The organism is Micromonospora sp. NPDC049366 (assembly GCF_044466625.1).
Lineage (GTDB): Bacteria > Actinomycetota > Actinomycetes > Mycobacteriales > Micromonosporaceae > Micromonospora.
In genome coordinates this window covers 171,843-187,223 of sequence record NZ_JBITMV010000007.1, presented here as the reverse complement: position 1 = coordinate 187,223, position 15,381 = coordinate 171,843, and the positions used below count along the sequence as shown (strand labels likewise).

Here is a 15,381-nt window from a genome sequence, read left to right as displayed (position 1 = left end):
ATGGACGATTCGACCGCAACCGAACTGTCCGGCGACGGCGACGGCATCGAGCCGATCGCGATCGTCGGGCTGGCCGCCCGCCTGCCCGGGGCGGCCGACGTGAACGAGTTCTGGCGCAACCTGGTCGACGGGGTGGAGTCGGTCACCGAGCTCACCCGGGAGGAGCAGCTGGCCCGGGGCGCGACCACCGAGGAGGTGGACGACCCCGGCTGGGTCAACCGGGCGCCCCTGGTCGACGGGTACGACGAGTTCGACGCCGGGCTGTTCGGGATGACCAGCCGGGAGGCGGAGATCACCGACCCGCAGCACCGGCTGTTCCTGGAGACCTGCCACACCGCCCTGGAGGACGCCGGCTACGACCCGTCCCGCTACGACGGCGCCGTCGGGGTCTACGCCGGCACCGGTGGGAACACCTACCTGCACCGCTACGTGCTGCGTAACAAGCGGGTCGGCGGCAGCCCGCACGGCGCCGTGTCGATCGCCACCGGCAACTCGCCGAACTACGTGGCCACCAACGTGTCGTACCGGTTGGATCTGCGCGGGCCGAGCCTCACCGTGCACACCGCCTGCTCGACGTCGCTGGTCGCCTTCCACCTGGCCTGCGAGGCGCTGCGCAACGGCGAGTGCGACATGGCCCTCGCGGGCGGGGTGAACATCGAGCTGCCGCACGTCGGCTACCTCGGCATGGAGGGCTTCACCTCGCCCGACGGGCGGTGCCGCCCCTTCGACGCCGGCGCGAACGGCACCGTGTGGGGCAGCGGCGTCGGCGTGACGCTGCTCAAGCGCCTCTCCGACGCGATCGCCGACGGCGACGCGATCCGCGCCGTGGTGCTCGGCAACGCCATCAACAACGACGGCGCCGGCAAGGTCGGCTTCACCGCCCCGAGCATCGACGGCCAGATGGAGGCGATCGCCCAGGCCGTCGCGATGGCCGACGTCGACCCGCGCACCATCAGCTACGTCGAGGCGCACGGCACCGGCACCGCGATGGGCGACCCGATCGAGGTCGCCGCGCTCTCGGCGGTCTACCTGCGGGACACCGACGACCGGGGCTGGTGCGGCATCGGGTCGGTGAAGTCGAACATCGGCCACCTCAGCCAGCCCTCCGGCATCGTCAGCGTCATCAAGACGGTGCTCGCCATGGAACACGGGCTGATCCCGCCGACGATCAACTACGAGACCCCCAACCCGGCGGTGGAGTTCGCCGACACCCCCTTCTACGTGGCGAACACCCTCACCAAGTGGGACACCGACGGCGGGCCGCGCCGGGCCGGGGTCAGCTCGTTCGGCATCGGCGGCACCAACGCCCACGTCGTGCTGGAGCAGGCGCCGGCGGCGTACCGGGCGCCGCGGCGGGTGCGGCCGGCGCAGCTGCTGCACGTCTCGGCCCAGACCGCCACCGCGCTCGACACGGCGGTGCAGCGGCTCGCCGCGCGCCTCACCGAGGCCGCGGACGCCGGGCCGGAGCACCTCGCCGACGTCGCGCACACCCTGCGGGTGGGCCGGCGGGAGTATCCGCACCGCGCCGCCGTGGTCGCCACCGACCTGCCGACGGCGGCCGCGGCCCTGCGCGACGCGCGGCGCGGACACCGGGGGGTGGCCGACGGCCCCGCCCCGAGGCTCTGTTTCCTGTTCAGCGGCCAGGGCGCGCAGTACGCCGGCATGGGTGCGCAGCTCTACGCCGAGGAGCCGGGGTTCGCGGCCGTGGTCGACGAGTGCGCCGAGCTGCTCCGCCCGGAGCTGGGGCTCGACATCCGTGACCTGATCCTGGGTCGCGAGCCGGACGCGGGGGAGCGGCTGACCGAGACCCGCTACACCCAGCCCGCCCTGTTCGTCGTCGAGTACGCGCTGGCCCGGCTCTGGCAGGACGCCGGTGCCCGGCCGGCGGCGATGATCGGCCACTCGATCGGCGAGTACGTCGCCGCCACCGTCGCCGGCGTCCTCGACCTGCCCGACGCGCTGCGGGTCGTCGCCGCCCGGGGTCGGTTGATGCAGTCGCTGCCGGCCGGCTCGATGCTCGCCGTCTCGCTCGACGAGTCGGCGATCGCCGAGCGGCTGCCCGAGGGCCTGTCGATCGCGACGGTCAACGGGCCGGGCACCTGCGTGGTCGCCGGGGAGACCGAGGCGGTCGCCGCCTTCGCCGAGCTGCTCAAGGGCAAGAGCAAGGCGCTGCGGACCTCGCACGCCTTCCACTCGCCCATGATGGAGCCGATCCTCGACGAGTTCACCGCGCTCATGGCGTCGGTGACCCTGCGCCCGCCGGCGGTGCCGTTCCTGTCCAACGTCACCGGCACCTGGATCACCGACGCGCAGGCCACCGACCCGGCGTACTGGGCCGCCCACCTGCGCCGCCCGGTGCGCTTCGGTGACTGCGTGGGCACCCTGCTCGGGGAGGGCACCTGGCAGCTGGTCGAGTGCGGGCCCGGGAAGCAGTTGGCGAACCTGGCCCGGATGCAGGTCGCCAAGGCCTCCGCCGAGCAGCGCCGGCTGACCCCGCTGGGCAGCCTGCCCGGGCCGGGCGACGCCACCGGCGACCTGGCCACCCTGCTCGGCGCGGCCGCGGCGCTCTGGTGCGGCGGCGTCCCGGTCCGCCTCGGCGCCGACCCGCAGGCCCGGCGGGTCCCGCTGCCCACCTACCCGTTCGAACGGCGTCGCTACTGGGTCGACCCGGACCCGGAGCAGCCGCGGGCGACGACGCCGACCGGGCCGCGTCCGCTGGCGGAGTGGTTCGCCGTGCCGGTGTGGCGGCAGGCGGCCGCCGAACCGGGGACCGGTCCGCTCGGCCGCTGCCTGGTGTTCACCGCCGGTCCGCGCGGCGACGCACTGCTCGCCGGCCTGCGGGAGGCGGGGGCCGAGCCGCTGGAGGTACGCCCCGGTGACGCCTTCGCGGCCACCGGGAGCGGCTACCGGCTGCGCCCCGGCGTACGCGAGGACTACGACGCGCTGGTCGCCGCACTCACCGCCGACGGGATGCCGACCCGGCTCATCCACGCGTCCACCCTGGACGGCGTTCCGGCCGGCACCGACATCGCGGCCGCCTGGGCGGCGCAGGACGCCGGTTTCTTCAGCGCGCTGCACCTGGTGCAGGCGCTCGCCGGCGCCGGCCTGACCGCCGAGGAGGGCGACCTGCACCTGGACCTGGTCACCGCCGGGGTCGGCGACGTCCGGGGCGACGACCTCGTCCGGCCGGAGCACGCCACGCTCGCCGGTCTGGCCCGGGTGCTCCCCGCCGAGCTGCCCGGCCTGACGGTCCGGCTGGTCGACGCCGACCCGACCGACGACGGCGGGCGGGCGCTGCTCGCTGAGCTGCGCCGGGCCGGCGACGCGCGCCGCGCCGAGGTGGCGTTGCGCGGCGGTCGCCGCTGGCTGGCCGACTACGAGCAGGTCACCCTGGACGCCGAGGGGGAGCCGGGCGCGCTGCGCGAGGGCGGGCGGTACGTCATCACCGGCGGCCTGGGCGGCATCGGCATCACCCTCGCCGAGGACTTCGCCCGGCGGGCCCGGGCGCGGCTGGTGCTGCTGGCCCGCTCCGGCCTGCCGCCGCGCGACCAGTGGGACGAGCACCTCGCCGTGCACGGCAGCGACGACCGCAGCGGCCGGGCGATCGCGGCGATCCGCCGGATGGAGGCCGCCGGCGCGCAGGTGCTGGTGCTCGCCGCCGACGTCACCGACCCGGCCGACCTGCGCCGGGTGCGGGCGGCGGCCGAGGAGGCGTACGGCGGGATCGACGGCGTCGTGCACGCGGCGGGCCTGCCCGGCGGCGGCATGGCCGAGATCAAGGAGCGGGCCGAGGCCGAGCGGGTGCTCGCGCCGAAGCTCGCCGGGACCCTCGCCCTGGCCCAGGTCTTCGGTGACCTGCCGCTGGACTTCGTGGTGCTCTGCTCCTCGATCACCGCGGTGGTCGGCGGCTTCGGCCAGGTGGACTACTGCGCGGCGAACGCCTTCCTCGACGCGCACGCCCGCTCCGGGCAGGGCTGGCGGGCGCCGGTGCTGTCGCAGAACTGGGGCGGTTGGGCCGAGGTGGGCATGGCGGTGGAGACCGTCGCGCCGGCCGGCTTCCGGGCCGCCGGACGGGACACCGTGACCACCGCCGTGGACCATCCGGTGCTGACCACGCGGGTGTCCGCGCCGGAGGGCACCGTGCTGCACGGCCTGGTCTCCGCGGCCACCCACTGGGTGCTCGACGAGCACCGCATCGGCGGGGTGCCGGTGGTGCCGGGCACCGCGCACCTGGAGTCGGTGCGGGCGGCGGTCGCGGCGGCGGTTCCCGCCCCCGCCGGGGACGCGGCGGTGGAGCTGCGCGACGTGGTGTTCCTGGAGCCGTTCGCGGTGCCGGACGGCACGGTGGCGCAGTACCGGGTCGAGCTGACGCCGGCCGAGGACGGGGTGGACTTCGCGGTCCGCAGCCTCGCCGGCGGCGTGGAGCGTACGCACGTGCGGGGCGCGGCCGGCTGGACGCGGGAGGCCGCGCCACCGGTGGGGGCGGCGACGGTCGCGGGCCGGCGGGTCGACGACGACGCCTCGTTCGGCCGGGGCCGCACCAGCATGCTGACGTTCGGGCCGCGCTGGAACGCGCTGCGCGAGCACCACCTCGCCGACGGCGAGGAGCTGGCCCGGATCGAGGCGCCCGCCGAGGTCGCCGCCGACCTGGCCGCCTGGGGTCTGCACCCGGCCCTGCTCGACGTGGCGACCGCGTTCGGCCGTGGCCAGGGCTCCGGCACCTACCTGCCGCTGTCGTACGGGCGGATCGTGGTGCGCGGGCCGCTGCCGGCACACTTCACCAGCCACCTGCGGCACCGGCCCAGCGCCACCGACGAGGTGGTGGCCGCGGACCTGAGCCTGCGTGACGGCGACGGCCGGGAGCTGGTCGCGATCAGCGACTTCGTGCTGCGCCGGGTCGACCAGGGCGCCGTCACCGGCGGCCTGACCGCGGCCGCGCCCGACGGCGCGCCCGCCGCGTCGGGCGAGGACATCCGCCCGGTGGACGGTGCGGAGGCGTTCCGGCGCAGCCTCACCGCCGGGCTGGGCGCTCAGGTCGTGATCGCCACCCGCACGGTGGCCGACATCCGCGACCGCGCGGGCCGGGTGACCACGGAGAGCCTGGAGGGGGAGCCGGAGTCGACGGCCGCCTCGCCGGGCGCGGTCGGCGGCGGTTCGGCCGCGCCGACCAGCGAGCTGGAGATCGCCATCGCGCAGGTGTGGCGCGACGCCCTCGGGGTGGCCGAGGTGGGGGTCGACGACGACTTCTTCTCCCTCGGCGGCAACTCCCTGGTGGCGGTGCAGCTGATCGCGGCGGTGCGCAAGGCCACCGGCGTCCGGCTGCCGATGCGCAGCCTCTTCGAGACGCCCACCGTGGCGGGCCTCGCCGTCCGTATCGAGGAGCTGCGGTCGACCGCAGCCACGGCCGAGGAACCGGCAGCGGCGGCGGCCATCCCGGCCATTCCGCGGCTGCCCCGCGCCTGACCCCGAGAACCAGGAGAACCGAACCATGAGCGACGCGATCGCCACGCTCCCGGTGGTCGTCGAGAACGACGGCCGGCCTCTCACCGACCTCATCGCCGACCGGCGCGCGGAGCTGCGCGCCACGCTCGCCGAGCACGGCGGGCTGCTGTTCCGCGGTTTCGACGTCGGTGGGGTGGACGGCTTCGACCGGGTGGTGCGCGCCCTGTCCGGGGAGCCGCTGATCTACACCGAGCGGTCCTCACCCCGGCACGCCATCTCCGGTCGGGTCTACACCTCGACCGACTATCCGCCGGACGAGGAGATCTTCCTGCACAACGAGAACTCGTACCAGGCCCGCTGGCCGTTGACGCTGTTCTTCTACTGCATCACCCCGCCGCAGACGTTGGGCGCGACGCCGCTCGCCGACGTCCGCCGCGTCTACCGGGAGATCGACCCCGCGGTGCGGGAGGAGTTCGTCCGGCGGCGCTGGATGCTGGTGCGCAACTTCCACGCCGACTTCGGCACCCCGTGGCAGCACGTGTTCAACACCGACGACCGGGCCGAGGTCGAGGCGTACGCGGTGGCCAACCGCATCGAGTTGGAGTGGCGCGGCGCGGACGGGCTGCGTACCCGGGCGGTGCGCGACGTCGTCCACCGGCGTCCCGGCTCGGACACCCCGCGCTGGTTCAACCACGCGACGTTCTTCCACGTGAGCACCCTCCCGGCGGAGTACCAGGAGGGCCTGCTGGCCATGTTCGGCGCCGACGGGCTGCCGTCGAACACCTACTACGGCGACGGGGGCGAAATCCCCGCCGACGTGCTGGACCACCTGCGGGCCGCCTACCGGGCCGCGACCGTCCGATTCGACTACCAGCGCGACGACGTGCTGGTGGTGGACAACATGACCGCCGCGCACGGGCGGGAGCCGTTCACCGGCGCCCGGAAGATCGCCGTCGCGATGGCGGAACCGCACACCCCTGAGAGCAACGGAGAGCAGTGATGGCCGAAACCCGATTCCTCGTCGTCCGCAACGATGAGGAGCAGTACTCCATCTGGTCGGCCGACCGGGAGCTGCCGGCGGGCTGGCACGAGACCGGGTTCGCGGGTGACCGCGAGGAGTGCCTGGCGCACATCGACACCGTGTGGACGGACATGCGGCCCCGGTCGGTGCGGGAGGCGACCCCATGATCCGGGAGTGGACCTTCCCGGCGTCATACGCGCAGGAGCGGGTGTGGATCGCCAACCAGCTCGACGCCGACTCGCCGGTCTTCAACGTCTCGAACCCGTGGCGCTTCCCCACGGGCACGACGCGGGAGCAGGCCGTCGAGGTGGTCCAGCGGGTGGTGGACCGGCACGAGTCGCTCCGAACCCACCTGCGCGTCGACGACGGCGTGCTCGTGCAGGTGGTCCGTGCGGCCGAGCCGGTCGACCTGCCGGAGATCGACCTGCGCGGGCTCTCCGACGCCGACCAGGTGCGGCGGTTCGACGAGGCGCTGACCGAGCTGGGCCGTACGCCGATCCCGTTGGACGCGCCGCCGCTGTGGCGCGCCCGGCTCGCCCGCCTCGGCGACGACCGGTACGCGCTGATGTTCGTGGTGCACCACGCGGTGTTCGACAGCCGCTCGGCGGTGCTCCTCGCCGCCGAGCTGGCCGCGATCAGCCGCGCCGTGACGACCGGCGCGCCCGCCGACGTGCCCGAGCTTCCCATCCAGTACGCGGACTACGCGGTGTGGCAGCGCGAGCAGTTGGTGGGGGAGGAGCTGGACCGGCAGCTCACCTTCTGGCGGGACCACCTGGCCGGGGCGCCGCCGGTGACCGCCCTGCCGCTGGACCGGCCCCGCCCGGCGCAGCTGGGCTTCGGCGGCGACGAGGTCCACTTCGACCTGCCCGAGGGCCTGCTCGACGAGGTGGGTGAGCTGGCCACCGAGGCGGCGGCCACGCCGTACATGGTGCTGCTGGCCGCGTTCGCCGCGCTGCTGTCCCGGATCTCCGGCGACGAGGACGTGGTCGTCGGCGTCTCCACCGCCGGCCGGGACAACCCCGAGCTGGCCCCGCTGATCGGTATGTTCGTCAACCCGGTCGCGCTGCGCTGCGACCTGACCGGCGACCCGACCTTCGCCGACCTGCTGGCGCGGGTCCGTGACGGCCTGGTCGACGCGATGGAGCACGGCGACACCCCGTTCCAGCGGATCGTCGAGGCGGTCGCGCCGGACCGTGACCCGGCCGTGCAGCCGATCTTCCAGACCGCGCTGAACTTCATCCCCGACTCCGGCCTGGACCCGGTGGCGCTCGGCACCACCAAGGACGACCTGGCCTTCGACATCACCACCACGACCAGCCGGCTGGTCTACCGGACGGCGCTGTTCGACCGGGCCACCGCGCAGACGCTCGCCGCCCGGTACGCGCGGCTGCTCGCCGCGGCCGTCGCCGCGCCGCAGCGGCGGGTCTCCGCCCTGCCGCTGCTCGACGAGGCGGAGCGGCAACGGGTGCTGCACACCTGGAACGACACGGCCCACGAGGTGCCGACCACCACTGTGGTGGACGAGGTGCAGCGGCGGGCGGCAGCCACCCCGGACGCCACCGCCCTGGTCCACGACGGGGTGCCGCTGTCGTACGCCGAGCTGAACGCCCGCGCGAACCGGCTGGCCCGGGCACTGGTCGCCCGGGGCGCCGCCCCGGAGACCCGGGTGGCGCTCGCGCTGCCCCGCTCGGCGGAGCTGGTGGTGGCGATCCTCGCGGTGCTCAAGTCCGGTGCCGCCTACGTGCCGGTGGACACCGGCTACCCCGCCGGCCGGATCGCGTACCTGATCGAGGACGCCGAGCCGTCGCTGGTGCTGGCCACCGCGCAGACCGCGCGGCTGGTCCTGGCGGGCGCGCTCACGGTCGACGCCGGCACCGGCGCCGACCTGGCCGACACCGACCTGACCGACGCCGACCGGCTCGCCCCGCTGAGCCCGGCGCACCCGGCGTACGTGCTCTACACGTCCGGGTCGACGGGCCGCCCCAAGGGCGTGGTGGTCGCGCACCGGGCGCTCGCCGCGTACCTCGCCTGGGCCCGGCACACCTATCCGGGCCTGACCGGCACGGCCCTGCTGCACTCGCCGGTCTCGTTCGACCTCACCGTCACCGGCCTGCTCGGCACGCTGACCGCCGGCGGCACGGTGCGGCTGGCCGCGTTCGACGACGCCGCCGCCCGGGCCGGCGGCCGACCGACCTTCCTCAAGATCACCCCGAGTCACCTGCCGCTGCTCGAACCGGAGCTGTCGCCCACGACTGACCTGGTGATCGGCGGCGAGGCGCTCGGCGGCGAGCAACTGGCCGGTTGGCGGGCCGGCCACGCGCCGGTCGCGGTCGTCAACGAGTACGGGCCCACCGAGGCGACGGTCGGTTGCGTGGCCGCCCGGATCGCGCCGGGGGAGCCGGTGCCCGCGGGGCCGGTGCCGATCGGGCACCCCACCTGGAACACCCGGACGTACGTGCTCGACGCGGCCCTGAACCCGGTGCCGCCGGGCGTCGTCGGCGAGCTGTACGTCGCCGGGGCGCAGCTGGCCCGCGGCTACCACCGTCGGCCGGCGCTCACCGCCGAGCGTTTCCTGCCCTGCCCGTACGGGGCGCCGGGCGAACGGATGTATCGCACCGGTGACCTGGCCCGCCGCCGGGCAGACGGCGCGCTGGAGTACCTGGGCCGCCGGGACAGTCAGGTGAAGCTCCGGGGCATGCGGATCGAGCTGGGCGAGATCGAATCCGTGCTGCTGGCCCGCCCCGACGTACGGGAGGCGGCGGTGGTCGTGCGCGGCGACTCCGGCGAGCCCGCGCTGGTCGCGTACGTCGTCGGCGACGCCGACCCGGCGACCCTCGCCGCCGACCTGCCCCGGGAGCTGCCCGCGCACCTGGTGCCGGCCGCGTTCGTCGGGCTGGACGCGCTGCCGCTCACCCCGAACGGCAAGCTGGACCCGGCGGCGCTCCCGGCGCCGGCGGCCACCGCCGAGGCGGGCGGTTTCGTGGCCCCGCGCACCGACGCCGAGGCCCTGGTCGCCGAGGTCTACGCCGAGATCCTCCAGGTGGACAAGGTCGGCGCGCTCGACGACTTCTTCGCCCTCGGCGGAAACTCGCTGCGCGGCATGCGGGCGATGGCCCGGATCCGCGCCGAGGTGGAGGTCGAGCTGCCGATGCGGGCCCTGTTCACCAGCCCGGTCGTGGCAGACCTGGCCGCCGAGATCGAACAGCGGATCGCCGCCGAACTCGACGAGCTCTCCGACGCCGAGCTCGCCGCGCTGCTCGCGGCGGAGAAGGACAGTCCCTGATGACCGACCTGAAGGATCCGGCGCGGGACGCCGCCCGGCAGGCCCTCATCGCGCAACGGCTGCGGCGGCGGCAGGCCGCCGCGCCGGCCGCGCGGATCGTGCCACGTCCGTCGGGGGCCGAGGTGCCGCTGTCGTACGCCCAGGAGCGGGTCTGGTTCATGGACCAGCTCGCCCCGGGCGAGGCGGCCTACCACATCGCGGTGCCGCTGCGGGTGCGTGGCCCGCTGGACCTGGCCGCGCTGCGCGGGGCACTGGACGGGCTGACCCGGCGGCACGAGTCGCTGCGGACCCGGTTCCCGGCCGACGCCGACGGCCGTCCCACCGTGGTGATCGAGGACGCGGTCGAGGTGCCACTGACCATCGTGGACGCCGCCGACGCGAGCGCCGCGCAGGAGCTGGTGGACGCGGCGGCCGCCGAACCGTTCGACCTGGCGAACGGGCCGCTGCTGCGCGCCCTGCTGATCCGGCTCGGGCCGGCGGAGCACGTGCTCTTCCTCGGCCAGCACCACATCGTCGGCGACGGTTGGTCGGTCGACGTGCTGCTGCGTGACCTGGTCACCCTCTACCGCGGCGGTGAGCCACCCGAGCTGCCCGTCCAGTACGGCGACTTCGCCGCCTGGGAGGCGCGGGAGCTGGCCGGGCCGCAGGCCCAGCGGCACGTGGCGTGGTGGAAGCAGCGGCTGGACGGCATCACCCCGCTGGAGCTGCCGCTGGACCTGCCCCGCCCGGCCACCCAGACCTACCGGGGGGACTTCGTCGAGTTCACCCTGGACAAGGCGAGCACCGACGGGCTGAACGCGCTCGCCGCCGCGCACGGCGGCACCCTGTTCATGACGCTGCTCGCGGCGTACCACGTCTTCCTCGCCCGGCACGCCGGCCAGGACGACTTCGCGGTCGGCGCCTCCGTCGCCGGCCGGTCCGCGCCGGAGCTGGAGAACGTCGTCGGCATGTTCGTCAACATGCTGCCGCTGCGCGCCGAGCTGGCCGGCGACCCGACCTTCCGCGAGCTGCTGGAGCGCACCCGGCGCGGCGTGCTCGAGGCGCTGGAGCACGGCGACGTGCCGTTCGCCCGCGTCGTCCACGAGCTGGGGCTGCCCCGCGACGTCAGCCGCTCGCCGGTGTTCCAGGCCATGTTCGTGCTCCAGAACTACGACATGGGCCGGTACGCCGACGTGCCCGCCACCGGCGACGTCACGTTCGACTGGACGCCGATGGAGCTGCGCGCCACCCGGTTCGACTTCGAGCTGCACGCGGTGGAGACCGTCGACGGGCTCTGGGGGAAGCTGGTCTTCAACACCGACCTGTTCACCCGGGACACGGTCGAGCGGATGGCCGGCCGGCTCACCGCGCTGCTGCGGGCGGTGGTGGCCGCACCGGACACCCCGGTCTCCGCGCCGGCCGTGTTCGCCCCGAGCGAGCGGGAGCTGCTGGCCGGGTGGAACGAGACGGCGGCGGACTTCCCGCGCACCCAGACGCTGCACGGGCCGGTCGAGGAGCGGGCGGCGCGCACCCCGGACGCGGTGGCGCTGCGCTTCGAGGGCCGCTCGGTGACGTACGCCGAGCTGAACGCCGCCGCGAACCGGATCGCGCACCGGCTGCGCGCCGCCGGCGTGGGGCCGGAGACGCTGGTCGGGGTCTGTGCGGAGCGCTCCGTCGAGCTGGTCGCCGCCCTGCTGGGCGTGGTGAAGGCCGGCGGCGCCTACCTGCCGTTGGACCCGGAGTACCCGGCGGACCGGCTGGCGTTCATGGTCGGCGACGCGGGCGCGCCGGTGGTGCTGGTGCAGGAGCACCTGCGGAACGTGCTGCCGCCGACCGGCGCCACGGTGCTGACCCTCGACGACGACCGGGTGTGGGCGGGCCAGCCGAACACCGACCCGGCCCCGCTGGCCGGCCCCGCGCACCTGGCCTACGTCATCTACACCTCCGGCTCGACGGGCCGACCCAAGGGCGTGCCGAACACGCACCGGGGCATCGTCAACCGGCTCGACTGGATGCAGCGGACCTACCGGCTCGGCCCCGACGACGCGGTGCTCCAGAAGACCCCGGCGAGCTTCGACGTGTCGGTGTGGGAGTTCTTCTGGCCGCTGCGGGAGGGCGCGCGGCTGGTGCTCGCCAAGCCCGGCGGCCACAAGGACGCCGGCTACCTGCGGGACCTGCTGGTCGCCGAGCGGGTCACCACCACCCACTTCGTGCCGTCGATGCTGACCGTCTTCCTCGCCGAGGACGGCGTCGAGGCGGCCACCGCGCTGCGCCGGGTGATCTGCTCGGGCGAGGAGCTGCCCCTGGCCACCGCCACCGACTTCACCACCCGGCTGCCCTGGTGCGGGCTGCACAACCTGTACGGCCCGACGGAGGCCGCCATCGACGTCAGCTCCTGGCACTGCGAGCCGGCGCTGCTGGCGGGGCTCACGAGCGTGCCGATCGGGGCGCCGATCGCCAACCTGCGGCTGCACGTGCTCGACGCGGCCGGCAACGAGTGCCCGGTCGGCGTGGCCGGCGAGCTGCACATCGGCGGGGTCGGCCTGGCCCGCGGCTACCACCGGCGGCCGGCCCTGACCGCCGAGCGGTTCGTGCCGGACCCGTTCTCCGGTGAGCCCGGCGCGCGGCTGTACCGCACCGGTGACCTGGCCCGCTGGCGGGTCGCGCCCGGCGTGCCCGCCGGGTCCGGTACGTCGGCCGCGTCTGGTGGCGTCGCCCTGGCCGGGGCCGGCGGACCGGGCGACCGTGGTCCCTCCGGCGTCATCGAGTTCCTCGGTCGCATCGACCACCAGGTCAAGCTGCGCGGGCTGCGGATCGAGTTGGGCGAGATCGAGAGCGCGCTGCGGGAGCTGCCCGGTGTCACCGAGGCCGCGGTGATCGTCCGGGAGGACAGCCCGGGCGACAAACGGTTGACCGCGTACGTGGTGGGGCCGGCCGAGCACGCCCCGCTGAGGGCGGCGCTGAAGGAGACGCTGCCCGAGTACATGGTGCCCGCCGCGTTCGTCACGCTCGACGCGCTGCCGCTGAGCCCCAACGGCAAGCTGGACCGCCGGGCCCTGCCCGCGCCGGTGGTCAGCCGCGAGGCGTCGGTGACGCTGGTCGAGCCGCGCGACGACACCGAGCGGCTGCTCGCCGGGATCTGGTCCGAGGTGCTCGGCGTGCCGACCCTCGGCATCGACGACGACTTCTTCGACCTGGGCGGGCACTCGATGCTCGCCACCCAGGTGGTCGCGAAGATCCGCAAGGCGGAGCACGGCGGCCGCGCGGTCGGCGTGATGGACCTGTTCCAGCAGCGGACCGTCCGGGAGTTGGCCGCGTTCATGTCCGGCACCGTCGGCGAGGAGGGGCCGCGCCGGCTGCTCTACGAGCTGACCAAGCCGATCCCGGCGGCGCAGCGGGTGGTCAGCTACGTCTGCGTGCCGTACGGCGGCGGCAGCGCGATCGTCTACCAGCCGCTCGCCGACGCGCTGCCCACCGGGCACGCGCTCTGGTCGCTGGCCATCCCCGGTCACGATGTCGGGCTCAGCGAGGACGCGGTGCCGTTCGACGAGCTGACCACACGGGTGGCCGAGGAGATCCTGGAGCGCGTCGAGGGCCCCCTCGTCCTCTACGGCCACTGCGGGGTGGGCAGCGCCATCGTGACCGAGGTGGCCCGCAAGGTGGAGGCCGCCGGCCGCGAGCTTGCGGCGCTCTACATCGGGGCGATGTTCCCGTTCGCCCGCCCGAAGGGGCTGTTCGCCGCCGCCCGCGCCCGGCTGGAGAAGCTGCGCAGCAACAAGCACTACGCGAGCTGGCTCAAGTCGATGGGCGTGGACACCGACGAGCTGGACCCGGAGCAGGCCGACCGGATCATCAGCAACATGCGTGCCGACTCGCGCGCGTCGGAGGAGTACTTCACCGGTCTGCTCGACCGGCAGGCGACCAAGCTGCGTGCGCCCATCGTCTCGGTGGTGGGTTCGGAGGACCCGGTCACCGACTACCACACCGAGCGGTACGCCGAGTGGCGGTTCCTCAGCGACCGCCTCGCGCTGGTGGTCCTCGACCAGGCCGGGCACTTCTTCCTCAAGTACCGGGCCGAGGAGCTGGCGGAGATCGTCACCGGCACCCACCGGGCGGTGGCCGCCGGTGACGTCACCGAGCTGACCCGCGAGGCGCGCGGGGAGGACGCCGGCTGGGCCGTCCACGACACCCTCCGGGTCGGCGTCGACGACGCGCCGCAGCGGGCCACGGTCCGCCCGAGCATGACCCGGTTCGTGGCGGTCACCGCCGGGCAGCTCGTCTCGACCACCGGGTCGGCGCTGACCGCGTTCGCGCTGCCGATCTGGCTGTTCACCCAGACCGGTTCGGTGGCCGACCTGGGTCTGCTCTGGGCGCTCGCGCTGATCTGCGGTGTGCTGATGCTGCCGGTGGCCGGGGCGATCACCGACCGGGTGAGCCGGCGCAAGATCATGATGATCGCCAGCAGTAGCGCCGGATCGATCCAGGTGGTGCTCGCCGCGCTGCTCTGGACGGACAACCTGGCGCTGTGGCACATCTACGGCCTCGTGGCGCTCAGCCAGGTGGCCGGGTCGTTCCAGCGGATCGCGTTCCAGTCGGCCGTGCCGCAGCTCGTGCCGAAACGCTACCTCGGCCACGCGATGGGCATCACCCAGCTCTCCAACGGCTTCGCGATGCTGCTGATGCCGGTGTTCGCCGCCGGTCTGCTCGCCGCCATCGAGCTGAAGGGCATCCTGCTGCTCGACGTCGGTAGCTACGTGATCGCCGTGCTCACCCTGGCCCTGGTCCGCTTCCCCGACACCCTCGGCTGGCGGCCCCGGGAGCGGCTGCTGGTGGCCATCGCCAACGGGCTGCGCTACTCGTGGCAGCACCGCGGGTTCCGGCTGATGCTCGGCTACTTCGCGCTGGGCAACATCTTCCTGGCCCCCGCGCTGGTGCTGGTCACCCCACTGGTGCTGGCCTTCGGCACCGCCACCCAGGTGGCCCAGGTGGCGCTCGCCGAGGCGCTGGGGGCGGTCGCCGGGGGTGTGCTGATGTCGCTCTGGGGTGGCCCCCGCCACCGCCGGATGATCGGCGTGCTGGTCGGCAACCTCGGCACGGCGGTCGGCTGCGTCCTCATCGGCCTGGACGCCTCCGTGGCGATGATCTGCGTCGGGGCGTTCTGGCTGGCCATGGCGATGACCACTGCGCAGTCCGTCTACGCGACCATCGTGCAGGTGAAGGTGCCGCAGCGCTTCCACGGCCGGGTGTTCAGCCTCAACCAGACCATCTCCTGGTCGACGCTGCCGATCGGGTTCGCGCTGCTCGCGCCGGGAGCCACCAGCCTCTTCGAGCCGATGCTCGCCCCGGGCGGGGCACTGGCCGGGTCGGTGGGCGCGGTCATCGGCACCGGTCCGGGTCGCGGCATCGGGTTCGCGTACGTCTGCTTCGGCGCGGCCCTGGTGCTCATCACCCTCGGCGGGTTCGCCATCCGGCTGCTGCGCCGCTTCGACATCGAGGTGGAGGACTCCCTGCCGGACGACCTGATCGGCGCGCAGGAACGGGAACGGCGGCTCGCCGCCCGCGCCGCCGAGCGAGAGGCCGAGCAGGTGCCGGTCCCCGCGTGACGGCGCGGGGCCTCCGGTCGACCCGGAGGCCCCGTCCGGCTCACGGCCTGCCC

General features: G+C 74.6%; 5 protein-coding genes. All 5 read left to right on the top strand.

What is annotated here, in order from left to right; translation table 11 throughout:
• The 5 genes from ACIBTV_RS12810 to ACIBTV_RS12790 are packed head-to-tail and all read left to right on the top strand — an operon-like array spanning nt 1 to nt 15,328.
• Nucleotides 1-5,463: an SDR family NAD(P)-dependent oxidoreductase gene (locus ACIBTV_RS12810; protein ID WP_396704276.1), complete on the top strand. Its 5,463-nt coding sequence runs from the start codon at nt 1-3 to the stop codon at nt 5,461-5,463.
• A gap of 25 nt (nt 5,464-5,488) precedes the next feature.
• Nucleotides 5,489-6,442 (top strand): TauD/TfdA family dioxygenase, encoded by a 954-nt coding sequence (locus ACIBTV_RS12805; protein ID WP_396704274.1) that lies wholly within the window; start codon nt 5,489-5,491, stop codon nt 6,440-6,442.
• Nucleotides 6,442-6,630 carry an MbtH family NRPS accessory protein gene (locus tag ACIBTV_RS12800; RefSeq protein WP_091589545.1) on the top strand — a complete coding sequence of 63 codons (189 nt, stop codon included), beginning with the start codon at nt 6,442-6,444 and terminating at the stop codon, nt 6,628-6,630. The genes ACIBTV_RS12805 and ACIBTV_RS12800 overlap by 1 nt, the downstream gene beginning before the upstream one ends.
• Nucleotides 6,627-9,746 carry an amino acid adenylation domain-containing protein gene (locus ACIBTV_RS12795; protein ID WP_396704271.1) on the top strand — a complete coding sequence of 1,040 codons (3,120 nt, stop codon included), beginning with the start codon at nt 6,627-6,629 and terminating at the stop codon, nt 9,744-9,746. Before ACIBTV_RS12800 ends, ACIBTV_RS12795 begins: the two co-directional genes overlap by 4 nt.
• Complete coding sequence (locus tag ACIBTV_RS12790) at nt 9,746-15,328, top strand: amino acid adenylation domain-containing protein (RefSeq protein WP_396704269.1); 5,583 nt, start codon at nt 9,746-9,748, stop codon at nt 15,326-15,328. The genes ACIBTV_RS12795 and ACIBTV_RS12790 overlap by 1 nt, the downstream gene beginning before the upstream one ends.
• The last annotated feature ends 53 nt before the right edge of the window (nt 15,329-15,381 follow it).

What these genes read in the sequence shown, in the direction of transcription:
- ACIBTV_RS12810 (WP_396704276.1), top strand. Translation starts at nt 1, where the DNA reads ATGGACGATTCGACCGCAACCGAACTGTCCGGCGACGGCGACGGCATC.
- ACIBTV_RS12805 (WP_396704274.1), top strand. Translation starts at nt 5,489, where the DNA reads ATGAGCGACGCGATCGCCACGCTCCCGGTGGTCGTCGAGAACGACGGC.
- ACIBTV_RS12800 (WP_091589545.1), top strand. Translation starts at nt 6,442, where the DNA reads ATGGCCGAAACCCGATTCCTCGTCGTCCGCAACGATGAGGAGCAGTAC.
- ACIBTV_RS12795 (WP_396704271.1), top strand. Translation starts at nt 6,627, where the DNA reads ATGATCCGGGAGTGGACCTTCCCGGCGTCATACGCGCAGGAGCGGGTG.
- ACIBTV_RS12790 (WP_396704269.1), top strand. Translation starts at nt 9,746, where the DNA reads ATGACCGACCTGAAGGATCCGGCGCGGGACGCCGCCCGGCAGGCCCTC.